Below are 24,799 nucleotides of genomic sequence, written 5' to 3' on the forward strand. Positions count from 1 at the left end.
TCAGACCCGGGTCCCGGTCACCCGGCGGCGTACACCCGCTCCCCGCCCACGAACGTCTCCAGGACGCGCGTCGTACCGATCTCCTCGGTGGGACCCGCGAACGGGTCCCGGTCGAGCACGGCCAGATCGGCGAGGCGGCCCGGCGTGATCGAGCCCGTCACGTCGTCCAGGTGGTTCACGTACGCGCTGCCCGCCGTGTACGCGGTGAGCGCCGCGTCCAGGCCGATCCGCTGGCCGGGCAGGAACACCTCGGTGCCGGGGGCCGCGTCGGGCAGGACGCGGTTGACCGCGACATGGATGGCCTCGATGGGATCCGGGCTGCTCACCGGCCAGTCGCTGCCGGCCGCGAGCGTCGCGCCCGAACGCTGCAGATCGCCGAACGGGTACTGCCACGCGCTGCGCTCCGGACCGAGGAACGGGATCGTCAGCTCGTCCATCTGCGGCTCGTGCGCCGCCCACAGCGCCTGCATGTTCGCCGTCGCGCCCAGCTCCCTGAACCGGCCGATGTCGTCGGGGTGCACCACCTGGAGATGGGCGAGATGGGGGCGGGTGTCGGTGCGCCCGTTGGCGCGCCTCGCCGCCTCCACCGCGTCGAGGGCCTCGCGCACGGCCCGGTCCCCGAGGGCGTGGAAGTGCACCTGGAAGCCGCGCGCGTCCAGCTCGGTGACGTACTTCTGCAGGTCGAGCGGCGGGACGAAGCTGATGCCGCTGTTGTCGGAGGCGCAGCCGCAGCCGTCCAGGTAGGGGCCGAGGAGGGCCGCCGTGCCGTTCTCGGCCACACCGTCCTGCATGATCTTCACGGTCGAGCAGCGCAGCCGCCCGCGCGTGCCCGCCGCGCGCCGCGCCACCAGCTCGTCGATCTGCTCGGTGCCGCGCGCACGGTCCCACCACAGCGAGCCGACGACCCGCGCCGTGAGGCGGCTGTCCCCGGCCGTCGCGAGGTACGCGTCCGTGGGGTCGGTGAGGTTGGCGTGGTCACCGAGGAGGGCGTCCTGCCATGCGGTGACGCCCAGGGAGTGCATCAGTGCCTGGGCGCGCAGCAGGCCGGTGATCTTCTGCTCCAGGGTGACGGGCGGCAGCAGCCGGCCGATCAGGTTCGCCGCGCCCTCCTGGAGCATGCCGGTCGGAGTGCCGTCCGCGTCGCGCTCGATGCGGCCGTCGGCGGGGTCGGGCGTGCGGGCGTCGATCCCGGCGAGTCGCAGGGCGCGGGAGTTGACCCAGGCGCCGTGGTGGTCACGGTTGACGAGGTAGACCGGCCGGTCGGGCACGAGGGAGTCGAGCTCCGCGGCCGTGGGCAGGCCGCCGGGGAACGCCTCCATCGACCAGCCGCCACCGGTGATCCACTCGTCGTCGGGGTGCGCCTGCGCGTACGCGGTGATGCGGCGGCGGTACTCGTCGAGGGTCGTCTCCCCGCTCAGGTCGCACTGGCCCAGCTCCATGCCGCCGCCCACCGGATGCGCGTGCGCGTCCTGGAAGCCGGGGACGAGCAACTTGCCTGCCAGGTTCACCACTTCGGTGGCCGGGCCGATGAGTTCGCGTACGTCGTCGTGGCCCACGGCGACGATCCGCTCGCCGCGCACGGCGACGGAGGTCGCGCGCGACCGGGCGGGGGAGAGGGTGTGGACCGGGCCGCCGGTGAAGACCAGATCGGCGGGTGCGGTGTCGGGCATGGGACGTGACTCCTTGGGGTGTGAGGGGAAGGGGGCTGGTCAGGAACGTTCGGTGGCCAACGGGACCGTCTCGGGAGCGGTGCCACGGCCCGTGACGAAGTACGGGGAGCGGCGCACGTACTTGGCGTACGCGGCCATCGCCACACCGGACGCGACGATGGCGAGCGGTACCGACAGCATGAACCACCCGTTGTCCGGGCTGAGTTCGAAGCGGTCGCTCATCGTCACGTACGAGCGGGCGAGGTAGACGCCGATGCCGAGGAGCGCGATCCCGCTGACCGCGGGCGCCACGACCGCGCGCAGCGCCCCGGACAGCGGCCCGCGCAGGGCGGAGCGGAAGCGGACCGCGCAGGCGAGCGCCGTCAGGCCGTAGTACAGGGCGACGACCAGGCCGATGGAGTTCACGGCGGCCAGGATCATCTCGTTGAGCTTGGGGATGGCCAGGGCGAGCAGGGAGACCCCGGCCGAGATCGACATGATCAGGACGGTGCCCTGGGCGGGGGAGCCGTAGCGGGGACTGACGCGCGTCCACACCTCGCCCATCGTGCGGTCGCGGCCCATGGCGAGCAGGCCGCGGGCCGTCGGGATGACGCTGGACTGGAGCGAGGCCACCGCCGAGAACATCAGCGCGAGCAGCGGCAGTGTCGCCCACGGCTCGTCGGCGAGCTTCGCGCCGAGGTAGGTGAGGCCCTGCGGGCCCTGGGCGATCAGCTCGGGCAGGCTCATCTCGCGCTGGAAGGCCACGGCCCCGTAGAGGAACATCGCGAGCATCGTGAACAGCGCGATGAAGCCGCCCCGGCCGGCGTCCCGCACGTTCTTCGTCTCCTCCGTGACGCTGAACGCCGCGTCCCAGCCCCAGAAGAAGAACACCGCGAGGACGAGGCCCTGCGCGAACGCCGTGCCGTCGTGGATCGCGAACGGGTTCAGCCACGACCACTGGAAGGCGTGGTCGCCCGACACCAGGGCCCAGCCGCAGAACGCGAGCAGGACCGCGTACTCGAAGACGAGCAGCCAGGTCTGCAGCCGCGTGGCCTTGCGGACGCCGGTGATCGCCGTGTACGTCACGACTGCCAGGACCACGAGGCCGACCACCGTGCTCAGGGCCGTCGAGTTCGGGTCGAGCGTGAGGCCGAGGGCGTGGTGCCAGCCGGCCTTGTTCGCGAACTGGAGGAAGACCGACCCGGTGACGGCGCTGGTGTACGCCATGAAGATCACCGTGCCGATCAGGGTGACCCAGCCCGTGATGAAGCCGGGCCACGGGCCGAGCGACTTGCCGACCCACACGTAGCCGCTGCCCATGTTCGGCTCGGAGCGGTTGAGGCGGGCGTACGCGGAGGCGATGCCCAGGATCGGCAGGAACGCCACGAGCAGGACCGCCGGGGCCTGGAGGCCCACCGTCGCGGCGAGCGCGCCCATGCCGATCCCGATGCTGGTGGTGGCGGCGGTGCTGGACGCGGCGATGGCGACGCCGTCGACGACACCGAGGGAACGGCGCAGGCCAGGGGGTTCGCTGCTCATTCGGACACTCCTGAAACCGGAGGAGGGGAGGGAGGGTGCGATCAAACAGGCCTTGTCAATGTTGCGTCAATGGTGTTGACATAAGGGGACGGGCGGCGCGACGGAAGGGATTTCGGGATGACCGAGGGGCGGATTCCGGTGGAGCGGCGGCGCCGCAAGCCGACCAAGTCGGGGGTGCTGCTCTCCGGTGACCTGATCGTCGACTGCGCGCTGCGGCTCGTCGCGCAGCACGGGCCCGACGCGCTGAGCGTGCGCAGGCTGGGCGCCGCGCTCGGCTGCGACCCCAGCGCGGTGTACCGCTATTTCCACAACACGGACGACCTGCTTCTCGCCGTCGCCGACCGGATCATCGGCGAGAGCATGGACGGCTTCGAGCCCGGCGACGACTGGGTCGCGAACCTGCGGAACATGGCGCGCCGGATCCACCGCGCCTACAGCGAACACCCCCGGATCGCCGCCCTGGCCGCGTATCGGGTGACCCGTAGGATCAACGAGGTCCGGGCCGTGGAGACCGGTATCGGGCTGCTGCTGAGCGCGGGCTTCGACGACGCCACGGCTGTGCGGTACTACGCCGCGTTCGTCGACACCGCGCTCGGGCACGCGGCCCTGGACGCCGCTCATCTGGCGCTGCCGCCCGAGCGGCGGGCCCAGGACCACAGCGCCTGGACGGACACGTACCAGTCACTGCCGGCGGACTTGCATCCCCGACTGGCCGCCGTGCGCGAGCACCTGCCCATCATGGCGCAGAGCTCCTTCGAGACGGCGCTTGAACTGCTGCTCTCGGCGCTGGCGGCCCAGGCGCCGCGCTGAGGGGCCGGGGGTGCGGGGGAGGTCAGGCCGGCTCGGCGTCGAGCTGACTGCGCATCCACGCCTCGACCTCGCCCACGTGCGCCGCCGCCGCGGCGCGCGCCGCCTCCGGGTCGCGGGCGACCAGGGCGCGGTGGATCCGGGCGTGCTCGCGGCCCGTGCGCTCGAACGCGCCCTCCTCCTGGTAGCCGCGCCACACGCGTGCCCGGAACGTCCGTGACGAAAGACCCTCCAGGATCGCGGCCATCGTGTCGTTGCCAGCGGCCGTGGCGATCGCCCGGTGGAACGCGAGGTCGTGGGAGAGGATCTCCTCGGGGTCGTCCGTGGCCGCCATCGCCGCCAAGTGCAGCTCCACCTCGGCGAGTTGCTCCGGCGTGATCCGCGCGGCCGCGAGCGCCGTCGCCGTCGATTCGAGCACGCGGCGCACCTCCATCAGCTCCACCAGACGGGCTCCGCGTGAGAGGTCGGCGACGACACCGAACGTCTCCAGGAGGTCCCCGGCGTTCAACTGCGTGACGTAGATGCCGGATCCGTGCCGCGCCTCCAGGACGCCGAGGACCGTGAGCGCCCTGATCGCCTCGCGCATGGAGCTGCGCGAGATACCGAGCTGGGTGGCCAGATCGCGCTCCGTGGGCAGCCGCTGACCCGGTTCGAGCAGTCCCTCGCCGATCATCGCCTTGATCTGCTCGATGGCCCGCTGCGTCACGGTGCCCTTCTGCGGGGCGGTCTGTTCCACGGACGCTCCTCAATTTGCCGGATGCGCCGCAGTCTAGCCAGAGATGTGGTCCGACCACTACGGCCTGAAACACGGAAAAGTTGGCGCCGAGGGGTGTTGTGGCCGCCAAGTGGTCTGATAAATATTTCCGCCATCAGGTACCAGAAGTCGCTCGATCTCGCTCGATGAGGAGCCGTCAGATGGCCGGCAGAACAGTGCGCAAGCGGAACAGGTCGCGGATCGTCGGCGCGGCGGCGGTCGCCGCTTGCGCCGCCCTGGTGCTCACCGCGTGCGGCAGCACGAAGGACGACGTCGCCTCAGGCGGCAAGGGCGGGGGCGACGGAAAGGGCAAGGTCGGAGTCATCCTGCCGCTGCTCACCTCGCCGTTCTGGCAGTCGTACAACGACTACGTGCCGAAGATGGCGAAGTCCGAGAGCGTGGACGCGCTCAAGACCGTCAACTCCAACAGTGACCCCTCGCAGCAGATCACGGACATCAACAACCAGCTCAACCAGGGCGTCAAGGGCCTCGTCGTCGCGCCCCTCGACAGCGCCGCGATCTCCGCCGGCCTCGACCAGGCCGAGCGCAAGGGCGTCCCCGTCGTCGCCGTGGACGTCGCGCCCGAGAAGGGCAAGGTCGCCATGGTCGTGCGCGCCAACAACGTCGCGTACGGCGAGAAGGCCTGCGAGTACCTCGGCCAGCAGGTCAAGACCGGCAAGGTCGTCCAGATCATGGGTGACCTCGCCTCCGTGAACGGCCGCGAGCGCTCGCAGGCCTTCCGCGACTGCGTCAAGAAGAAGTACCCGGACCTGAAGGTCCTGGAGATCCCCGCCAAGTGGGAGTCCGACACCGCCGCGTCCAAGCTGGACACCCTCCTCAACGCCAACCCCGACATCAAGGGCATCTACATGCAGGCGGGCGGCGTCTACCTCGCCCCCACCCTCCAGACCCTCAAGTCCAAGGGCCTGCTGAAGAAGACCGGCGAGAAGGGCCACATCACGATCGTCTCGAACGACGGCATCCCGCAGGAGTTCGCAGCGATCCGCAAGGGCCAGATCGACGCGACCGTCTCCCAGCCCGCCGACGCCTACGCCAAGTACGGCATGTACTACATCAAGGCGGCGATGCAGGGGAAGACGTTCAAGCCCGGTCCCACCGACCACGACTCGGAGATCGTCAAGCTGCCCAGCGGCATCCTCGAGGACCAGCTGCCCGCGCCGCTCGTCACCAAGGACAACGTCGACGACCCGAAGCTCTGGGGAAACACGGTCAAATGAGCACCTCGACGACAACCACGCCGGCGCTCCGTCCGCTGGTCGAGGCGTCGGGCATCGCCAAGCGGTACGGTCCCACGGTCGCCCTGCAGGACGGTCGTCTGACCGTCCTGCCCGGCGAGTCCCACGCCCTCGTGGGCCGCAACGGCGCCGGCAAGTCGACCCTGGTCACGGTCCTCACCGGCCTCCAGGCGCCGGACGCGGGCACCCTCCTGTTCGACGGCGAGCCCGCGCCCCCGCTCAGTGACCGCGACGCCTGGCGCGCCAAGGTCGCCTGCGTCTACCAGAAGCCGACCGTCGTACCCGAACTGACGGTCGCCGAGAACCTCTTCATCAACCGGCAGCCCGGCAGCCGCCGCGGCTTCTTCTCCTGGCGCACGCTCCAGGAGGAGGCCGCGCAGGTCCTCGACACCTGGGACATCCACGTCGACCCCGACGCCCGCACCGCCGACCTCAAGGTCGAGGACCGCCAAATGGTGGAGATCGCACGGGCGTTGAGCGGCGGCGCCCGCTTCATCGTCCTCGACGAGCCCACCGCACAGCTCGACAACCGTGAGATCGAGCGCCTCTTCACCCGCATGCGGGCCCTCCAGGAGTCCGGCGTCACGTTCCTGTTCATCTCGCACCACCTCCAGGAGGTGTACGAGGTCTGCCAGACGGTCACCGTGCTGCGCGACGCCCGCTGGATCACCACGGCGCCCGTCGCGGAACTGCCGCGCGCCGCACTGGTGGAGGCGATGGCCGGCGAGGTCATCGCCGAGGAGCGCGCGGCCGCCCGCGCGGCCGTGGAGCACGAGCCCGACGCCACCGTCCTCCTCGACGCGCGCGGCCTCACCTCGGATGCGTACCACGACGTCGACCTGACCATCCGCAGCGGCGAGGTCGTCGGGCTCGCGGGATCCAGCGGCAGCGGCAAGATCCAGCTCGCCGAGGCGTTCGCCGGACTGCACACGCCGACCGCAGGAACGGCTCGACTGGATGGCAGGAAACTGCCGTTCGGCGACGTGAGTGCCGCGCTCGCCGCGGGCGTCGGCTGCGTCCCGCGTGACCGGCACGAGCAGGGGCTCGTCACCGGCATGACCATCGGCGACAACGCCACGATGAGCGTTCTCGGGCGCCTGGGCCGCCACGGCTTCGTCGGCACCGACCGCAAACGCCGCTTCGCTGCCGACCTGATCGACCGCCTCGACATCCACGCGGAGGGCCCCGACCAGCCGGTGTCCGACCTCTCCGGCGGCAACGCCCAGAAGGTCGTCATGGCCCGCGCCCTCGCCTCCGACCCTCGCCTTCTCGTCCTCATCAACCCCACCGCGGGCGTCGACGTGAAGTCCAAGGAGTCCCTGCTGTCCCGCATGGACAGCGCCCGCGAGGACGGCACCGCGGTCCTCGTCGTCTCCGACGAACTCGACGACCTGCGCCGCTGCGACCGGGTCCTCGTCCTCTTCCACGGGAAGGTCGTCGCCGAGCACGCGGCCGGCTGGAACGACCACGAGCTGATCGCCTCCATCGAAGGAGTGGACCATGGCTGACACGAAGGCCCCGTCGGCCTTGACCACGACGAAGATCGGAGCGCCCGGAAAGGGGCCCGCCAAGGCCGTACTGCTGCGTCGAGCTCGCGAACTGGCCCTGGTTCCAGCCCTGTTGCTGCTCATGGTGCTCGGAGCGATCGTCAACGACTCGTTCCTCACCGAGCGCAACCTCATCTCCATCCTCGGGGCTTCCGCGGCCCTCGCGATGGTGGTGCTCGCCGAATCGCTCGTCCTGATCACGGGCAAGTTCGACCTCTCCCTGGAGTCGGTGGTCGGCATCGCGCCCGCCGTCGGCGCCCTGCTCGTCCTGCCGGTCTCCCAGTCCGGATTCGGCACCGAGTTCCCGACCGTGCTCGCGTTGCTCGCGATCCTCGTCGTGGGCGCGGCGATCGGGGCCTTCAACGGCATCCTCGTCGTGAAGTTCAAGCTCAACGCCTTCATCGTGACGCTGGCCATGCTGATCGTCCTGCGCGGACTGCTCGTCGGCGCGACCAAGGGCAAGACGCTCTTCGGCATGCCCGATGCGTTCTTCTCCCTCGCGACCACGACGTTCCTGCGGATCCCGATGTCGGTGTGGCTGGCCGCGATCGCCTTCGGAGTGGTGGGCCTCTTCCTGAAGTACCACCGGATCGGACGCGCCCTGTACGCGATCGGCGGCAACGCCGACGCCGCCCGCGCGGCGGGAATCCGCGTCGAGCGCGTGATGCTCGGCGTGTTCGTCATCGCGGGCGTCCTCGCCGCGGTGGGCGGGATCATGCAGACCGGCTACGTCGGCGCGATCAGCGCCAACCAGGGCAACAACATGATCTTCACCGTGTTCGCGGCGGCGGTCATCGGCGGCATCAGCCTCGACGGCGGCAAGGGCACCATGTTCGGCGCCCTCACCGGCGTCCTGCTGCTCGGCGTCGTCCAGAACCTGCTGACCCTCGCCCAGGTTCCGTCGTTCTGGATCCAGGCCATCTACGGCGGAATCATCCTCCTCGCCCTGATGATCGCCCGTGTCACGACCGGCCGCGCCCAGGACTGACCCCTGCCTCAGCAAGAAAGGCCACTCGTGTCTCCAACTGCCGCCCGCATCACCGCGGTTGACACCTACGACATTCGGTTCCCCACCTCCAGGGAGCTGGACGGATCCGACGCCATGAATCCGGACCCCGACTACTCCGCCGCCTACGTCGTGCTCCGCACCGACGCCGCCGACGGAGTCGAGGGGCACGGATTCACGTTCACCATCGGCCGTGGCAACGATGTCCAGGTCGCCGCGATCGACGCCCTGCGGCACCATGTCGTCGGCCGGGGGGTCGACGAACTGTGCGCGGATCCGGGGACGTTGAACCGCGACCTGATCGGCGACAGCCAGCTCCGCTGGCTCGGCCCCGAGAAGGGCGTGATGCACATGGCGATCGGTGCCGTCGTCAACGCCGTGTGGGACCTGGCGGCCAAGCGCGCCCGCAAACCGCTGTGGAAGTTCCTCGCCGACGCGACACCCGAGTGGCTCGTCTCGCAGATCGACTTCCGCTACATCGCCGACGCGCTCACCCCCGACGACGCGCTCGCGCTTCTCAGATCGGGCCGCGAGGGCGCGGCCGAGCGCGAGAGCGCCCTGCGTCAGCGCGGGTTCCCCGGCTACACCACCTCGCCCGGCTGGCTCGGCTACTCCGACGAGAAGCTCGGCCGGCTCGCCCGGCAGGCCGTCGCCGACGGCTTCCGGCAGATCAAGCTGAAGGTCGGCGCCGACCTGGCCGACGACATCCGGCGCTGCCGCACCGCCCGCGCGGTGATCGGCCCGGACATCCGCATGGCGATCGACGCCAACCAGCGGTGGAACGTCGGCGAGGCCATCGAGTGGACCAAGGCGCTCGCCGAGTTCGACCCGTACTGGGTGGAGGAGCCGACCAGCCCCGACGACGTCCTCGGCCACGCCGCGATCCGCAAGGCCGTCGCCCCCGTGAAGGTCGCCACCGGCGAGCACGTCCAGAACCGCATCATCTTCAAGCAGCTCCTCCAGGCCGGCGCCATCGACATCCTCCAGATCGACGCGGCCCGTGTCGGCGGCGTCAATGAGAACCTCGCCATCCTGCTGCTCGCCGCCAAGTTCGGCGTCCCCGTGTGCCCGCACGCGGGTGGCGTCGGCCTGTGCGAACTCGTCCAGCACCTCTCGATGTTCGACTACGTCGCCGTCGCCGGCACCACACAGGACCGCGTCATCGAGTACGTCGACCATCTGCACGGCCACTTCATCGACCCCGTCGTGATGCGCGACGGACACTACGCGGCGCCCACCGTGCCCGGCTTCTCCGCCGCGATGCGGCCCGAGTCCATCGCGGAGTACACCTACCCCGGCGGCGCGTTCTGGGCCGCCGACCTCGCCCGGCAGGGCGTCACCGACCAGAAGGGTGCAGCGGCATGACCGACGCAAGCGACGTACAGGACTTCGCGGGGCTCAAGGCCCTCGTCACCGGTGGAGCGTCCGGGATCGGCCGGGCCACCGCCGAACTCCTCGCCGCTCGCGGCGCGAGCGTCGCCGTGCTCGACCTCGACCCGGGCAGCGTCGACAAGCCGCTGCGCGGATACACCGCAGACGTGTCGGACGACGCGTCCGTCCGCGCCGCAGTGGCCGCCGCCGTGGCCGACCTCGGCGGGCTCGACGTCCTCGTCAACAACGCGGGCATCGGCGCCCAGGGCACCGTCGAGGACAACGACGACGAGCAGTGGCACCGCGTCCTCGACGTCAACGTCCTCGGCATCGTCCGCACGACCCGCGCCGCCCTGCCCCACCTTCGGGAGTCGTCGCACCCGGCGATCGTCAACACCTGCTCCATCGCCGCGACGGCCGGGCTCCCGCAGCGCGCCCTGTACTCGGCGTCGAAGGGCGCGGTGTACTCCCTGACGCTTGCCATGGCCGCCGACCACGTCCGCGAAGGGGTCCGCGTCAACTGCGTCAACCCGGGGACCGTGGACACCCCGTGGGTCGGCCGGCTGCTGTCCGCCGCCCCCGACCCGGCCGCCGAGCGCGCGGCCCTCGCCTCCCGTCAGCCCACGGGCCGCCTGGTCTCGGCCGACGAAGTCGCGGGCGCCGTAGCGTACTTGGCGAGCCCGCTGTCCGGCGCCACCACCGGCACCGCCCTGGCCGTCGACGGCGGCATGCAGGGCCTGCGGCTGCGCCCGGCGGGCCAGTGACCGCCATGCGCACCCGCACACTGGGCCGAAGCGGCGTCGACGTCACCGAACTGTCCTTCGGCGCCGCCGCCATCGGCAACCTGTACACGCCCGTCGCCGACGAGGAGGCCCGGTCCGCCGTCGACGCGGCCTGGGACGCGGGCATCCGCCACTTCGACACCGCGCCGCACTACGGCATCGGCCTGTCCGAGCGGCGCCTCGGTGAGGCACTCGCGGGCCGGGACCGGTCGGCGTACACCGTCTCCACCAAGGCGGGACGCCTCCTCGTACCGGCCGAAGAGAACGGGGGCGACGACCTGGAGCACGGGTTCGCCGTGCCCGCCACACACCGCCGTGTCTGGGACTTCAGCGCGGACGGGGTGCGCCGCTCCCTGGAGGACAGCCTGACGCGGCTCGGCCTCGACCGTGTCGACCTCGTCTATCTGCACGACCCGGACGACCACGGCGAGCAGGCGTTCCGCGAGGCCTACCCGGCCCTTGAGCGGCTGCGTGCCGAGGGTGTCGTCGGGGCAATCGGCGCCGGCATGAACCAGGCCGCCATGCTCACCCGGTTCGTCCGCGACACCGATGTGGACGCCGTCCTGTGCGCGGGCCGCTACACCCTCCTCGACCAGGGGGCGCTGACCGAGCTGCTGCCCGAGGCGCAGGCACGCGGAACGTCGGTCGTCGTCGGCGGCGTGTTCAACTCCGGTCTCCTCGCCGACCCCCGGCCCGGAGCGACGTACGACTACGCGGTGGCGCCCAGCGAAGTCCTTGACCGTGCCTGCCAGTTGCAGGCCGTGGCGCAGCGGCACGGCATCACCCTGCGGGCAGCAGCGCTCGCCTTCCCGCTCGGTCATCCGGCCGTGGCGAGCGTCCTGGTCGGCACCCGCTCGCCGCGCGAAGTCCTGGACACGGCACAGCAGTTCGCCGTCGCCGTACCGGCCGCGTTCTGGCAGGAGGCCCGCGCCGAAGGGCTGCTCGCTGACGACGTCCCCGTCCCCGTAGCCGGAAAGGAGCACGCGTGAGAATCGCCCTGCACACCAAGGTACGCGCCGACCGCGTCGAGGCGTACGAGGCCGCGCACCGCGAGGTCCCGGCCGAACTCCAGGAGGCGATCCGCGCGGCCGGTGCCACGTCGTGGACCATCTGGCGCAGCGGGACCGACCTGTTCCACGTCCTGGAGTGCGAGGACTACGCCCGCATGCTCGCCGAGCTGGACAAGCTCCCCGTGAACATCGCCTGGCAGGCCCGCATGGCCGAACTCCTCGATGTCGTCCATGACTACTCCGCCGACGGCGCGGACGCGGGCCTGCCCGTCGTCTGGGAGCTGTGATGCCCGTGACCGTCGACGCGCACCACCACGTCTGGGACCTCTCCGTACGCGACCAGGACTGGATCACCGGCGAGCAACTCGCCCCGATCCGACGGAGCTTCACGCTGGACGACCTGGCACCCCTCGCCCGCCGGTCCGGTGTCACGGCCACCGTCCTCGTGCAGACCGTCGCCGTGGAGGAGGAGACCCCGGAGTTCCTCGCCCTGGCGCACGACAGTGAACTCGTGGCCGGTGTGGTCGGCTGGGCCGACCTCACGCGCCCGGACATCGCCGACACCCTGGCCCGCCTCGCCGAACTCCCGGGCGGGCGTCACCTGAAGGGCATCCGCCACCAGGTCCAGGGGGAGCCCGACCCCGAGTGGCTGCTGCGGGCCGACGTGCGCCGGGGCCTCACGGCCGTCGCCGACGCCGGTCTTGTGTACGACCTGGTGGTCCTGCCTCATCAGCTCCCGGCCTGCGCACGGGCAGCTGCCGGTCTGCCCGGACTGACCTTCGTCCTCGACCACTGCGGCAAGCCGCCCATCGCGTCGGGCGCCACCGAGCCGTGGACGGACGGCGTACGCGCGCTCGCGGCCCTGCCCAACACGGTCTGCAAGCTCTCCGGCCTGGTCACCGAGGCCGACTGGGCGACCTGGACGCCGGGGGCGCTGCGGCCGTACGCCGACACCGTCCTGGAGGCCTTCGGGCCCGACCGCGTGATGTTCGGATCGGACTGGCCGGTGTGCACCCTCGCGGCGACGTACGAACAAGTCATTGAATCCGCACAGGAGTTGACCGGGTCGCTGACCGCCCCCGAGCGCGACGCGGTCTTCGGCGGCACGGCGACCCGCGTCTACGGGCTCTGACTCCGGGAGGTTTCTACCGGCTCTGACGGCGGAGGTGCCTACGGCCTCTGGCTGCGAGAGGCGGCGAGTCGCGTCGGACGCAGGAACTCGCGTACGTACGTCCGCTCCCAGCAGGCGCCCGTGGCCCGCAGCTCGCGCCAGGTCGTGAAGCGGTAGCGGTAGAGCCGGGCGCGGACGTAGGTGGGCGGGGCTTCGGCGGGGAACGGGCTGCGGCGCAGCAGCCGCAGTGTGTCGCGGTCGCCGGACAGGAGGCGCTCCACCAGGCCCCCGAACCACGACTCCGCGTACAAGGGGGACAGCGCGGCGAACCACATCATCCAGTCGAGCCGCAGATGGTACGGGGCGAACTGGCGGGGCCAGTACCCCGGATCGCCCGGCTTGCCCTTGAACTCGTAGGCCAGCCAAGGGGATTCCTCGCGCGGAACGGGGTCGGTCGTGCCCTCGATCACGATCTCGTGCCGGATGCGCCCGACCGTACCGAAGGCGCCGTAGGTGTTGACCAGGTGCAGAGAATCGTAGGAGCGGTTCATGGTCTGGCGCCGGGACAGCAGGTTGCGCGCCGGGTGGTAGCTCAGCGCGACGACGAGTGCGGTGACGGCGATGACGACGCACTCGTACCAGAGCGGGGCGGCGGCCGGGTGCGGCGGTTCGCGCACGAGGGAGAAGTCCACCGCTGTCACGGCGAGCAGGATCGTCAGCCAGTTCAGCCACGAGAAGTTGCCCGACAGGACCAGCCACAGCTGGGTGAGGATCATCAGGCAGGCCGCGCCCGTCGCGATCGGCTGCGGGGTGAACAGGAGGACGGGTACGACGAGTTGGGTCACGTGGTTGGCCCCGGCCTCGACGCGGTGCAGGCGGCGTGGGAGCCGGTGGAAGAACCAGCTCAGCGGGCCCGGCATCGGCTGCGTCTCATGGTGGTAGTACAGGCATGTCAGCTTCCGCCAGCACTCGTCCCCGCGGATCTTGATCAGGCCCGCGCCGAACTCGACGCGGAAGAGGACCCAGCGCAGGAGCAGCAGCACGAGCAGTGACGGCGCCACCCGTTCGTTGCCGAGGAAGACGGCGAGGAAGCCCACCTCCAGCAGGAGCGACTCCCAGCCGAACGCGTACCAGGTCTGCCCGACGTTCACGATCGACAGATAAAGCACCCACGGCACCACCCACAGCGCCATGGCGGCCCACAGGGGCAACCGGTCGGCCAGGCCCGCGACGAGCGCGGCCGACACCGCGGCCCCGCCCCAGGCGACGACCGCGAAGAACCGGTCCGAGTAGTACGCCCTGAACAGCGTCGGCGCCTGCCGCCACGGCACGCGCTCCAGATAGCGCGGAACCGGAAGCATCCCGCGCTCGCCGATCAGCGCGCGGAACTGCAGGGCCGCCCCCACGAAGGCCACGAGGTACAGCGCCGCCAGGCCGCGCTGGAAGATCAGGCGGCCGAGCCAGTACCCGGGCGAGCTGAACCACTCCACCCCTCCAGTGTGACGGAGAGTGAGCGCATTGCGCTTGCGGGATGCGCGACTCCGCCACAAATAATGGGTCAAAGTGCCCATATGTAGGCGGGAGAACACGGTGCGCTCACCCACCAGGACCCTTGTCACAGCCTTGGCGATATCCGCCGCGTTCCTGGTCGCCGGGTGCTCGGGGGACAGCGGCAAGAGCGCGTCGGCCGACAAAGGGGAGCTCTTCCTCCAGCCCGTGGCGGAGGTGGGCCCCGACCCGTTCACCGACTCCACCGCCAGGACCACCGAGACCCCCGCGCCCGTCACTCGAACGCCGCAGCTGCCGTCACCGGACGACACCACCTCCGCGACCCCGCAGGGCAACCACGCCGTCAACGGCTCGACCCCGGGCCTCTACGGCGGAACCCAGTCCGTCGGAAGCTGCGACGTCGAGAAGCAGGTCGCCTTCCTCACCTCGGACACGGACAAGGAACGCGCCTTCGCCGAGGCCTCGGGCATCTCCCAGGCCTCCGTCCCCAGCTTCCTGCGCGGCCTCACCCCCGTCGTGCTGCGCGTCGACACCCGCGTCACCAACCACGGCTACCGCTCCGGCGAGGCGTCGAGCTACCAGTCCGTGCTCCAGGCCGGCACCGCCGTACTCGTCGACGACCGGGGGATGCCCCGGGTGCGGTGCGCGTGCGGCAACCCGCTGAAGCCGCCCGTCGCCCTCAAGGGGACGCCGCACACCGAGGGGCAGCAGTGGTCCGGCTACCGGCCCACCCAGGTCGTGGTCGTCACCCCGGCCCCGAAGACCATCACGAACATCGTCATCGTGAACATCACGAACAACACGTGGATCGAGCGGAAGGTCGGTGACGACGGGCACCACGACAAGCGCGTGCCGCCGCCCCCGATCCCGAAGCCCAGCCCCTCCGACAGTTCCAGGTCGCCCTCGTCGTCCGCGTCCACATCGCCGAGTTCCAGCGGCAGCACCAGCCCCTCGGAGTCCTCCAGCGGCACCGGTACCGGCCCGTCGGAGTCCTCCAGCAGCGCCAGCCCCCCGTCGTCGCAGCCGCCCGCGTCGGAGGAGTCGGGGCCGGCCACGGAGCCCGCGAGCCCGCCGACCAGCGCGCCCGGCGACACCGCCACGGACTCGCCCCCCGGCGACGGCTCCAGCGACGTCGGCCCGGAGACCGTCCCCGACAGCCCCGAGATCCCCCCTGTTCCCGACGCCCCCGACAGCGCCGACGAGCCCGACGGCACCGGCCTCGTCTTCGACAGCTGACGGGCCCGTCGACAGCTGACGGGCCCGTCCCGGCGCGTCCCGGGGTGCGCCGGGACCGTCCGGAGCACCCCGTGCCCCGCATGCGAGTGATTCGCGCTGCGCCTAGCGTGGCCCCATGGAAGCCGGTACGGGGGGCGGGGAGCCCCACGACTGCGCCCACTGCGACGGGGCGGCCGGGGGAACGGCCTGCTGCTTCCTCGCCGAGTTCGGGGACCACCTGGGCATGGGCAGTTTCGACTGGGACCTCGACACCGGCCTGATGCACATGGACGCCAAGGCCCACGAGATCTTCGACGTACGCCCCGAGGAATACGACGGGCGCCCCGAGACCCTCGCCATCCGCGTCCCCCCGACCGAGTCCACCCGGCTCGACGGCGTCGTCTCCACCGCCCTGAAGGACGGCAGCGAGAACTACGGCGCCTACTTCCGCATCAAATGCCGCGACGGCAGGATGCGCTGGACCCACGCCCAGGGCTACATCCGGCGCGACGACACCGGCCGCCCCCGCCGCATCGTGGGCATCGTCCGCGAAGCCGCCCAGGAGCTCAGCGACAGCTCGGCCCGCCGCGAACAGGACGACCTGCGCCGCCGCCAGACCAGCGTCGTCCAGGGCACCACCGCCGCACTCGCCCACGCCCGCACCGTCCAGGACGTCATCGACGTGCTCAAGGACAGCCACGGCCTCCAGCACCTCGGCGCGACCAGCCTCGTCATGGGCCTCGTCAAAGCCGGACGCATCCACCTGGTCGCGGACGGCCCCGAGGGCAGCTTCGTGCCCGGCACCAAGGTCACGCGGATCGACGAGCCGTATCCCATGGGCGACGTCGTGCGCACCCTCGCGCCCCGCTTCATCGAGTCCCCCGACGACTTCGCCGAGTCCTACCCGATCCTGTGGCCGCACATCACCCAGCTCGAGATCACGGCCGCCGCCTACCTGCCGCTCATCGCGCAGGCCCGCCCCATCGGGGCGCTCGGCCTGCTCTACCACGACAAACGCGGCTTCACCGAGGAGGAGCGCAACGTCCTCGTCGCCCTCGGCAGCAGCATCGCCCAGAGCCTCCAGCGCGCGATGTTCTACGAACAGGAGAAGGACCTCGCCCAGAGCCTCCAGCAGGCCATGCTGCCCCGCACCATCCCCGCCGTGTCCGGCGCCGACATCGCCGTCCGCTACCGCTCGGCCTCCCTCGGCCGCGACATCGGAGGCGACTGGTACGACGTGATCCCGCTGCCCGGCGGACGCGTCGGCGCCGTCATCGGCGACGTCCAGGGACACGACACCCACGCCGCCGCCGTCATGGGACAACTGCGCATCGTGCTGCGCGCGTACGCCGCCGAAGGGCACACGCCCGCCACCGTCATGGCCCGCGCCTCCGTCTTCCTCCACGAACTCGACACCGAACGGTTCGCGACCTGCCTGTATGCCGAGGCCGACCTCTCGACCGGGGTCGTCCAGCTCGTGCGGGCCGGGCACCTGGACCCGCTGCTCCGCCTCACCGACGGGACCTGCCGCAGACTGCCCGTCGACGGCGGCCTGCCGCTCGGCCTCTCCGCCGAGTTCGGCCGGCTCGAATACCCGGTCGGGACTGTCGAACTCGACCCGGGCCAGGCCCTGATCCTGTGCACCGACGGCCTCGTCGAGCAGCCGGGCACCGACCTCGACGACGGACTCCAGGCCCTCACGGCCCTCGTCGGCCACGGCCCCCACGATCTGGGGGACCTCGCCGACCGGCTGTGCGAGAGCGTCGACGAACGCGGCGGGGACGACGACGTCGCGCTCCTCCTGCTGCGCCGCCGCGGCATCGGCGCGCCCCAGTCGGGCGGGCGCCTGCAGCAGCATGTCGCGCCGAACGACCCCGAGGCCCTGCATGAGGCCCGGCACATGATCAGGGCCGCCGTCCGGGCCTGGGGCGCGGGCAGGCGCGCGGACGAGATCGAGCTCGTCGCCGACGAGATGATCACCAACGCGCTGATGCACACCGACGGCCCCGCGATCGTCACCCTCCGCGTGATCACCGCGTCCGACCGCAGGCTGCGCGTGGAGGTCGAGGACACCTCCAGCGCGCTGCCGCGCCGGCGCGAGGCGGGCGAGGAAGGCGTCTCGGGGCGCGGCCTGCTCCTCGTGGACCGGCTCGCGGACGTGTGGGGCGTGGAGGCGCGGGGGAGCGGCAAGTGCGTGTGGTGCGAGTTCGTCGTGCCGGCCCGCGACTGACCGGCGGCGCGGCGCCGGCTCACCTGGCGTTGTCGGTGCCCGGTGGCACTCTGGACCTATGCCGGAACTACCCGAGGTCGAAGCGCTGACTGACTTCCTCACCGAGCATCTGGTGGGGCACGAGATCGTCCGCGTCCTGCCCGTCGCCGTGAGCGTCCTCAAGACGTACGACCCGCCGCCCGCCGCCCTGGAGGGCCGCACGGTCACCGGCGTGACGCGGCACGGCAAGTTCCTCGACCTCGACGCGGACGGACTGCACCTCGTCACGCACCTCGCGCGCGCGGGCTGGCTCCACTGGAAGGACCGGCTCCCCGACGGCCCGCCCCGCCCGGGCAAAGGACCGCTCGCCCTGCGCGTCGCCCTGGAGGACGGCGAGGGCTTCGACCTCACGGAGGCGGGCACACAGAAGAGCCTCGCCGTGTACGTCGTCCACGACCCGGCCGACGTCCCGGGCATCGCGAGACTCGGCCCCGACCCGCTCGCCGACGGCTTCGACGAGGCACGCTTCGCCGCCCTCCTGGACGGCGAACGCAGGCAGATCAAAGGGGCGCTGCGCGACCAGAGCCTCATCGCCGGCATCGGGAACGCGTACAGCGACGAGATCCTGCACGCCGCGAAGATGTCCCCGTTCAAGCTCGCGTCGAGCCTGACCGCCGACGACGTGTCCGTCCTCCACAAGGCCCTGCGCGACACGCTGACCGAGGCCGTCGAGCGCTCGCGCGGCGTCGCGGCCGGGCGGCTCAAGGCCGAGAAGAAGAGCGGGCTGCGGGTGCACGGCAGGGCCGGGGAGAAGTGCCCGGTGTGCGGCGACACGATCCGTGAGGTGTCCTTCCACGACTCGTCGCTCCAGTACTGCCCGACCTGCCAGACAGGCGGCAAGCCGCTCGCGGACCGCAGGATGTCGAAGCTCCTGAAGTGACGACCGCTTCGACGGGCTGCCCGAAGTCCCGTGCCGGGAACGGAGGTTCACCGCATCGGGATGGCCACCAGACGCGTCCCGTCCACGGTCCGCACCTCGAAGCGGGCGATCTCCTGAGGGCGCAGCGCCACCGCACTCTGCGTCGTGGTCGCCGCGGCGTCGTGGGCCCGCACGGCCCAGCTCGTCACCGTCTGCCGCGAACCGTCCTTGCCGACGGCCACCAGCTCGCACACCCGCGGACCGCGCGCGTCGCGGACCTCGATCCCCAGCGCGGTGCCCCACTCGTGGCCGGACGCCGTCACCGACGCCGACACCCCGGTCCGCGCGTCCCGGGCGTCCAGCCGTACGGCGCCGTCGCCGGACCCGCCGCCCAGGACCGCGACACCAGGCCCCACCACGGCGAGCACGACCGCCGCCGCCATCGCGCACAGCCACCGCCTGCGCCCGCCCCGGCGCACCCGCTCCATCCCCGCCACCAGTTTGTCCAGGAGCACGGGCCCCGCCTCGGCCACCGTCTCCACGGCCGGTGGCGTCGCCCGCGCGTACAGCGCCAGAGCCGCCGTCGCGGACCCGAACCCCCCGACCCGCGCCACGCACCCGGGACACTGCCCGAGATGGTCCTCGAAGCGGAAGCGGTCCGCCTCGTCGAGGACGCCCAGCGCGTAGGCGCCGGCGTCGCGATGCCGATCCAGGGACCTCATGCCGTTCCTCGCGTCGTACGTGTATGACCTCTGACCGCACGGCGTGTGCCGCTCGACCTCCCGTACGCAACCGGCCGTCGAATCACTCAAGTCCCACCAGGATTGGCCACCGCCGGACAACCACCTACACTCCAGCCGCATGCTGCGCGTACTGGCCGTGGACGACGAGGAACCCGCGCTCGCCGAACTGCTCTACCTGTTGCGGGCCGACCCGCGGGTGCGCGCGGCCGAGGGCGCCACCGACGCGAACGAGGCGCTGCGCCGCATCGGCCGTGCCCTGGACGCGGGAGGCGACGACGCCAACGCCATCGACGTGCTCTTCCTCGACATCCAGATGGCCGGGCTCACGGGCCTCGACGTGGCCCGGCTGCTCGCCGGGTTCGCCAAGCCACCGATGATCGTCTTCGTCACCGCCCACGAGGACTTCGCCGTGCAGGCCTTCGACCTGAAAGCCGTCGACTACGTCCTCAAGCCCGTCCGCAGGGAACGCCTCGCGGAGGCCGTGCGCCGCGTCGCCGAACAGGCCGCCGTCGCCAGGCCCGCAGTGGACCTCTCCGCCGACCGGATCCCCGTCGAACTGGGCGGCGTCACCCGCCTCGTGGCCGTCGCCGACATCACGTACGCCGAGGCCCAGGGCGACTACGCCCGCCTGCACACCGCCGACGCCAGTCACCTCGTGCGCATCCCGCTGACCACCCTGGAGGAGCGCTGGCAGCCGCACGGGTTCGTCCGGATCCACCGCAGCCACCTCGTCGCCCTGCACCGCATAGACGAACTGCGCCTCGACGGCGGCGGCATGAGCGTGCGGATAGGCGACGCCGAACTCGCCGTGAGCCGCCGCCACGCGAGCCGCGTCCGCGAGCTCCTGATGCGGCGGGCGGGCGGCTGACCGCAAACCGCGTGACCTGGGCCGATACGCGTCGACCCCTTCCGCTCGGCCCGCACCCCCGCCTACACTCCGGCCGTGTCCGCCAGCGCTGAGCCCGCACCCCGCCGCGAGGTCGTGACCGGCGAGCCGCGCGCGGTGCGCCGGCTGCCCGGCCACCCCACCCAGTGGGAGATCGACGAACAGACGACGCTGGGCGCGGCCTACGTCCGCTCCCTGATGCGCAGTCAACTCCGCACCGGACTCACCGCGTTCGCGGTCCTCGCCCTGCCCGTCGTGACCCTGCCCCTCTTCTTCGGCGCGCTGCGCAACACCACCGTCGTCTGGATCGTCCTCGGCTTCGGCTGCTACCCGGTCCTCGTCCTCATCGCCTGGTGGTACGTGCGCAGGGCCGAGCGCAACGAACGCGACTTCGCCCGCCTCGTACACGGCCGGGCCGTCCGCGACCGGCACGGGGCGCCGTGAACGAGGCGTACGCGATACCCGCCGTGGCCGTGGTCGTCCTGGCCACCGTCCTCATCGGCGGCTTCGGGCTGCGCATCTCCCGCACCACCTCCGACTTCTACGTCGCCTCGCGCACGGTGGGCCCCGGCCTCAACGCCGCGGCGATCAGCGGCGAGTACCTCTCCGCCGCCTCCTTCCTCGGTGTCGCCGGACTGCTGCTCGTGCACGGCCCCGACATGCTCTGGTACCCCGTCGGCTACACCGCCGGATACCTCGTCCTGCTCGTGTTCGTCGCGGCCCCGCTGCGCCGCTCCGGCGCCTACACCCTGCCCGACTTCGCCGAGGGCCGCCTGGAGTCCCGCAGCGTCCGCAGAGTCGTCAGCATGCTCGTGGTCGGCGCCGGCTGGCTCTACCTGGTGCCCCAACTCCAGGGCGCCGGGCTCACGTTGCAGATCCTCACGGGTGCGCCGCGCTGGTTCGGCGGGGCGCTCGTCGCCGCCGTCGTCGTCCTCGCCGTCGCCGCGGGCGGCATGCGCTCCATCACCTTCGTGCAGGCCTTCCAGTACTGGCTGAAGCTGACCGCACTGCTCGTACCCGCGTTCTTCCTGGTCCTCGCCTGGCACGGCGACGGCGGGGCCCCGCCGCCCGCCGACGGCATGCCCTGGTCCGGCGCGGGTTCCGGGCAGCCGCTCGCCACCAGCCGCGCGGACCACCCGCTGTACGCGACGTACGGCCTCATCGTCGCCACGTTCCTCGGCACCATGGGCCTGCCGCACGTCGTCGTCCGCTTCTACACCAGCCCGAACGGCCGCGCGGCCCGCCGCACCACGGTCGCCGTGCTCGCCCTCATCGGGCTCTTCTACCTGCTGCCCCCGATCTACGGCTGGCTCGGCAGCCTGTACGCGCCCGAACTGAGCGCCACCCAGGACGCCGACGCGGCCGTCCTGCTCCTGCCGGGGCGGGCCGTCGGCGGGCTCGGCGGGGACCTGCTCGGAGCGCTGGTGGCGGGCGGCGCCTTCGCCGCGTTCCTGTCGACCGCCTCGGGTCTGACGATGGCCGTCGCGGGCGTGCTCAGCCAGGACGTCCTGCCGGCCCGCGGCGTACGGCACTTCCGCCTCGCGACACTCCTCGCGATGACCGTGCCGCTGGGCGGGGCGCTCCTGGTCAGCGGGGTGCCGGTGGCGGACGCCGTGGGCATGGCGTTCGCGGTGTCGGCGTCCTCGTTCTGCCCGCTGCTCGTGCTCGGCATCTGGTGGCGGCGGCTCACCCCGCCCGGCGCGCGGGCGGGGCTGCTCCTCGGCGGCGGCTCCGCGCTCGTCGCGGTCACCCTGACCGTCGCCGGCGTCGCACAGGGCGGCTGGCTGCACACACTGCTGGCCTGGCCCGCCGTATGGTCGGTGCCGGTCGGCTTCCTTGCGATGATCCTCGTATCGCTGGCCACCCAGGACTCCGTACCGCCCCACACCAGCGCCACGATGACGCGGCTGCACCTCCCGGAGTCGCTCAGCACCCAGGGGACGATCACCACGGGGGAGCCGGGATCCCGCCCGTGACCACCACCGCCGTACTCCTCGCCCTGTGCCCGCTCCTCCTCGCGGGCGGCTTCGTCCTCGGCCGGCGCACCGCGCACCCCGGCGGACGCAGCGACGTCGGCACGCCCGTGGAGCGGGCCACCTTCGACACGCTGCACACCGCCTCGCTCGCCGCGCCGCCGCTGCGGGCCGGGCTCACCGAGGAGTCGGCACGCAGGTCGGCCCGCAGACTGCGCACGCTGCTCGGCACCGACGCGCTCTGCCTCACCAACCGCACCGCCGTCCTCGCCTGGGACGGTGCGGGGGACCAGCACGGCAAGCAGGTCATGGGGCATCTCGAAGGGCTGCTCGACACCGGGCGCAGCGCGGCGTTCGGGTGCGGCTGCGGTGCCGTCGACTGCCCGCTGCGCTGGGCCGTGGCCGCCCCGATCGTCACCGACGGGCGTGTGCTCGGCGCCCTCGTCGCCTACGCGCCCCGCGAGTCCGCCGTCCTCGCCCGCGCTGCCGACGAGGTGGCCCGCTGGATCTCCGTACAGCTGGAGCTGGCCGAACTCGACCGCTCCCGCACTCGCCTCATCGAGGCCGAGATCAAGGCGCTGCGCGCGCAGATCTCGCCGCACTTCATCTTCAACTCACTCGCCGCCATCGCCTCGTTCGTGCGCACCGACCCCGAGCGGGCCCGTGAACTCCTTCTGGAATTCGCCGACTTCACCCGCTACTCGTTCCGCCGCCACGGCGACTTCACCACGCTCGCCGACGAACTGCACTCCATCGACCAGTATCTGGCCCTGGTCCGGGCCCGGTTCGGTGACCGGCTCTCGGTCACGCTCCAGATCGCGCCCGAGGTGCTCCCGGTGGCGCTGCCCTTCCTGTGCCTTCAGCCCCTCGTCGAGAATGCCGTGAAGCACGGTCTGGAGGGTGCCGTCACCCGCAGCCGCATCACGATCGGCGCCCGGGACGCGGGCGCGGAGGCGGAGGTCGTCATCGAGGACGACGGGGTCGGCATGGACCCGGGTGCGCTGCGGGCGATCCTGCGCGGCGAGGGCGGCACCTCGACCGGGATCGGCCTCTCGAACGTCGACGAGCGGCTCCGGCAGGTGTTCGGCGACGACTACGGCCTCGTCATCGAGACCGGCGCCGGCGCGGGCATGAAGATCACCGTGCGGATCCCCAAATACCGCGCAGGCGTGCACTCCTCGGGCGTCGAGGTCGAGTAGCGAGCGGCACGGAGGGCGCAGGGCCTCAGAACAGATGGATCGCCAGATGGCCGAGCGGCAGCCCCAGCTGCCACGCGGGAGTCCACACCTTCGGCCCGTCGTCCTCCTCGTCGGGCAGCGGACCGCGCCCCGGCACGGAGTCCAGGTCCGGCGCGAGCAGCTCCGTCTCCTCCAGCCATCGCCACGCCGCCTCGGCCAGTTCGAGGTCCGGCGAAGGTCTGTTCTCATCGAGTGCCTGCGCCGCCAGGCGTCCCATGTGCTCGCGCACCCAGTGCTGCCACGGCTGGTCGTACGCCGTCAGCGACAGCCAGGTCTCCAGCTGGGACACGACCCGGATGCCGGACAGCTCGCCGTCCGTGTCCGACAGGAAGATCGTCAGTGCGAGTGCGTCGCGCCCGGCCCGGAACTCGAAGGACGTGGGCGGCATCAGATCACCGGTGCGCAGCAGCTCATCGGCGATGTACTCGGCGTACAACCACGCCATCGGCACCGTCAGTTCGCCGCCGCCGGCGCCCGATGTGCCTTCCTTGCTCCCGTGCAACATCCCTTCCTGCCTTCCTCCGGTCCGTGCGCTCCGCCGGCCCCCGGGCCCTCGCGCCCGACCGGGCAGGGGAGGACAGCGGATTACTCAATCGAGGACCGGGGCATCGGGCAAGGCGCTTTACGGAGGCTTGACCTGCCGTCCGGTTTCAATGCGGGGCGGCCGGGTTCGCCCCGTAGCCCGGGAGCACCCTGCGCAGTGCGCGCAGCGCGTAGTACGCGCGGGATTTCACCGTACCGGGCGGGATGCCGAGCGCCTCGGCCGCCTCGGCCACGGAGGCGCCCCGGAAGTACACCTGCAGGAGCACCGCCCGGTGTTCCGGGCTGAGCGTCGCCACGGCCTCGCGCACATCGAGCGCGGCCGCCGAGCGCTCCGCGTGGTCGGCGCAGACCCGCGCGCTCTCCAGGACCGTGCCGCCGATCTCCGGCGGCCGGGCGAGCCGCGCGCGCCGGGCGTCTATGGCGAGCCTGCGCCCGACGGTGAACAGCCAGGGCCGCACGGACTCGTAGTCGGCGTGCAGTGCCTCCGGGTGCTGCCAGGCGCGCACGAATGTCTCCTGGACCAGGTCTTCCGCCCGCTGCCGGTCGCCGTCGCACAGCCGCAGGAGGAAGGAGAGAAGCGGCCTGCCGTGCTCGCGTTGGAGCTCGGCCAGTACGTGTTCTGCCGTTCCGGCGGGTCCTTCGGTCTTCATGGCGGTCGTCATGGCCGTATGGCAGCGCAGCGCACGCCTCACGCCCAGAGCGCGGGCGGTGGTCTGCGGCGGGCGGTCGATG

General features: G+C 71.8%; 23 protein-coding genes. 16 read left to right on the forward strand and 7 right to left on the reverse strand.

The window, feature by feature from the left end; genetic code table 11:
• Positions 1-17: 17 nt before the first annotated feature.
• Together ACIPWY_RS04985 and ACIPWY_RS04990 are read right to left on the reverse strand one after the other, a co-directional pair.
• Positions 18-1,670, reverse strand: coding sequence for an amidohydrolase (locus ACIPWY_RS04985; RefSeq protein ID WP_401532252.1), 1,653 nt, complete (start codon positions 1,668-1,670; stop codon positions 18-20).
• 39 nt (positions 1,671-1,709) lie between these two features.
• On the reverse strand, positions 1,710-3,188 hold the full coding sequence (locus ACIPWY_RS04990; protein WP_362904999.1) for an APC family permease: 1,479 nt from the start codon (positions 3,186-3,188) through the stop codon (positions 1,710-1,712).
• 117 nt (positions 3,189-3,305) lie between these two features.
• Between ACIPWY_RS04990 and ACIPWY_RS04995 the strand changes: the two genes are divergently transcribed.
• A complete protein-coding gene (locus tag ACIPWY_RS04995; protein ID WP_362904997.1) occupies positions 3,306-3,998 on the forward strand; it encodes a TetR/AcrR family transcriptional regulator in 693 nt (230 codons plus the stop codon).
• Positions 3,999-4,020: 22 nt separating this feature from the next.
• On the opposite strand, the gene ACIPWY_RS05000 is transcribed toward ACIPWY_RS04995, so the two are convergent.
• Positions 4,021-4,731: a FadR/GntR family transcriptional regulator gene (locus ACIPWY_RS05000; RefSeq protein ID WP_340457697.1), complete on the reverse strand. Its 711-nt coding sequence runs from the start codon at positions 4,729-4,731 to the stop codon at positions 4,021-4,023.
• A 179-nt stretch (positions 4,732-4,910) separates the two neighbouring features.
• Here ACIPWY_RS05000 and ACIPWY_RS05005 point away from each other — a divergent pair, with 179 nt between their 5' ends.
• From ACIPWY_RS05005 to ACIPWY_RS05040, 8 genes are read left to right on the forward strand one after another with little or no spacing between them, the layout of a single operon-like run.
• A complete protein-coding gene (locus ACIPWY_RS05005; RefSeq protein ID WP_100592964.1) occupies positions 4,911-5,987 on the forward strand; it encodes a sugar ABC transporter substrate-binding protein in 1,077 nt (358 codons plus the stop codon).
• Positions 5,984-7,513 carry a sugar ABC transporter ATP-binding protein gene (locus ACIPWY_RS05010; protein ID WP_393702999.1) on the forward strand — a complete coding sequence of 510 codons (1,530 nt, stop codon included), beginning with the start codon at positions 5,984-5,986 and terminating at the stop codon, positions 7,511-7,513. Before ACIPWY_RS05005 ends, ACIPWY_RS05010 begins: the two co-directional genes overlap by 4 nt.
• Positions 7,506-8,540: an ABC transporter permease gene (locus tag ACIPWY_RS05015; RefSeq protein WP_362904993.1), complete on the forward strand. Its 1,035-nt coding sequence runs from the start codon at positions 7,506-7,508 to the stop codon at positions 8,538-8,540. The genes ACIPWY_RS05010 and ACIPWY_RS05015 overlap by 8 nt, the downstream gene beginning before the upstream one ends.
• Positions 8,541-8,567: 27 nt before the next feature.
• Entirely contained in the window at positions 8,568-9,923 is a 1,356-nt protein-coding gene (locus ACIPWY_RS05020) for an L-fuconate dehydratase (protein WP_362904991.1), read from the forward strand.
• A complete protein-coding gene (locus tag ACIPWY_RS05025) occupies positions 9,920-10,693 on the forward strand; it encodes an SDR family oxidoreductase (protein ID WP_362904989.1) in 774 nt (257 codons plus the stop codon). The genes ACIPWY_RS05020 and ACIPWY_RS05025 overlap by 4 nt, the downstream gene beginning before the upstream one ends.
• A gap of 5 nt (positions 10,694-10,698) precedes the next feature.
• Positions 10,699-11,700 carry an aldo/keto reductase gene (locus ACIPWY_RS05030; protein ID WP_401532257.1) on the forward strand — a complete coding sequence of 334 codons (1,002 nt, stop codon included), beginning with the start codon at positions 10,699-10,701 and terminating at the stop codon, positions 11,698-11,700.
• Positions 11,697-12,008 carry an L-rhamnose mutarotase gene (locus tag ACIPWY_RS05035; RefSeq protein WP_362904985.1) on the forward strand — a complete coding sequence of 104 codons (312 nt, stop codon included), beginning with the start codon at positions 11,697-11,699 and terminating at the stop codon, positions 12,006-12,008. The genes ACIPWY_RS05030 and ACIPWY_RS05035 overlap by 4 nt, the downstream gene beginning before the upstream one ends.
• Complete coding sequence (locus ACIPWY_RS05040; protein ID WP_393702993.1) at positions 12,008-12,853, forward strand: amidohydrolase family protein; 846 nt, start codon at positions 12,008-12,010, stop codon at positions 12,851-12,853. Before ACIPWY_RS05035 ends, ACIPWY_RS05040 begins: the two co-directional genes overlap by 1 nt.
• A 38-nt stretch (positions 12,854-12,891) precedes the next feature.
• Here ACIPWY_RS05040 and ACIPWY_RS05045 read toward each other — a convergent pair whose 3' ends face one another.
• Positions 12,892-14,322, reverse strand: a complete 1,431-nt coding sequence (locus ACIPWY_RS05045; RefSeq protein WP_401532260.1) for a lipase maturation factor family protein — start codon at positions 14,320-14,322, stop codon at positions 12,892-12,894.
• 133 nt (positions 14,323-14,455) lie between these two features.
• On the opposite strand from ACIPWY_RS05045, the gene ACIPWY_RS05050 reads away from it, so the two are divergent.
• The 3 genes from ACIPWY_RS05050 to ACIPWY_RS05060 all read left to right on the forward strand — a co-directional run bounded on the left by ACIPWY_RS05050 (position 14,456) and on the right by ACIPWY_RS05060 (position 18,705).
• The gene (locus tag ACIPWY_RS05050) at positions 14,456-15,577 is read left to right on the forward strand and encodes a DUF6777 domain-containing protein (protein ID WP_362904979.1); all 1,122 of its coding nucleotides are present in this window, start codon (positions 14,456-14,458) and stop codon (positions 15,575-15,577) included.
• A 115-nt stretch (positions 15,578-15,692) separates the two neighbouring features.
• Positions 15,693-17,786: a SpoIIE family protein phosphatase gene (locus ACIPWY_RS05055; protein ID WP_362904977.1), complete on the forward strand. Its 2,094-nt coding sequence runs from the start codon at positions 15,693-15,695 to the stop codon at positions 17,784-17,786.
• Positions 17,787-17,844: 58 nt separating this feature from the next.
• A complete protein-coding gene (locus tag ACIPWY_RS05060; RefSeq protein ID WP_362904976.1) occupies positions 17,845-18,705 on the forward strand; it encodes a DNA-formamidopyrimidine glycosylase family protein in 861 nt (286 codons plus the stop codon).
• Positions 18,706-18,752: 47 nt separating this feature from the next.
• Here ACIPWY_RS05060 and ACIPWY_RS05065 read toward each other — a convergent pair whose 3' ends face one another.
• Positions 18,753-19,406 carry a zf-HC2 domain-containing protein gene (locus tag ACIPWY_RS05065; RefSeq protein ID WP_362904974.1) on the reverse strand — a complete coding sequence of 218 codons (654 nt, stop codon included), beginning with the start codon at positions 19,404-19,406 and terminating at the stop codon, positions 18,753-18,755.
• A 139-nt stretch (positions 19,407-19,545) separates the two neighbouring features.
• Here ACIPWY_RS05065 and ACIPWY_RS05070 point away from each other — a divergent pair, with 139 nt between their 5' ends.
• The 4 genes from ACIPWY_RS05070 (at position 19,546) to ACIPWY_RS05085 (ending at position 23,485) form a co-directional block, all read left to right on the forward strand.
• Entirely contained in the window at positions 19,546-20,295 is a 750-nt protein-coding gene (locus ACIPWY_RS05070; RefSeq protein WP_393702988.1) for a LytR/AlgR family response regulator transcription factor, read from the forward strand.
• Positions 20,296-20,409: 114 nt separating this feature from the next.
• Positions 20,410-20,757, forward strand: coding sequence for a hypothetical protein (locus ACIPWY_RS05075; protein ID WP_116506061.1), 348 nt, complete (start codon positions 20,410-20,412; stop codon positions 20,755-20,757).
• Complete coding sequence (locus tag ACIPWY_RS05080) at positions 20,754-22,289, forward strand: cation acetate symporter (protein WP_401532264.1); 1,536 nt, start codon at positions 20,754-20,756, stop codon at positions 22,287-22,289. The genes ACIPWY_RS05075 and ACIPWY_RS05080 overlap by 4 nt, the downstream gene beginning before the upstream one ends.
• Positions 22,286-23,485, forward strand: coding sequence for a sensor histidine kinase (locus ACIPWY_RS05085; protein ID WP_401532266.1), 1,200 nt, complete (start codon positions 22,286-22,288; stop codon positions 23,483-23,485). The genes ACIPWY_RS05080 and ACIPWY_RS05085 overlap by 4 nt, the downstream gene beginning before the upstream one ends.
• Positions 23,486-23,510: 25 nt before the next feature.
• Here ACIPWY_RS05085 and ACIPWY_RS05090 read toward each other — a convergent pair whose 3' ends face one another.
• A complete protein-coding gene (locus ACIPWY_RS05090; protein WP_362904966.1) occupies positions 23,511-24,029 on the reverse strand; it encodes a hypothetical protein in 519 nt (172 codons plus the stop codon).
• Positions 24,030-24,174: 145 nt separating this feature from the next.
• Positions 24,175-24,729, reverse strand: a complete 555-nt coding sequence (locus ACIPWY_RS05095) for a sigma-70 family RNA polymerase sigma factor (RefSeq protein WP_362904963.1) — start codon at positions 24,727-24,729, stop codon at positions 24,175-24,177.
• Between the last annotated feature and the right edge of the window lie 70 nt (positions 24,730-24,799).

Origin of the sequence: Streptomyces sp. NPDC090032, assembly GCF_044748025.1 — a bacterium.
Taxonomy (GTDB): domain Bacteria; phylum Actinomycetota; class Actinomycetes; order Streptomycetales; family Streptomycetaceae; genus Streptomyces.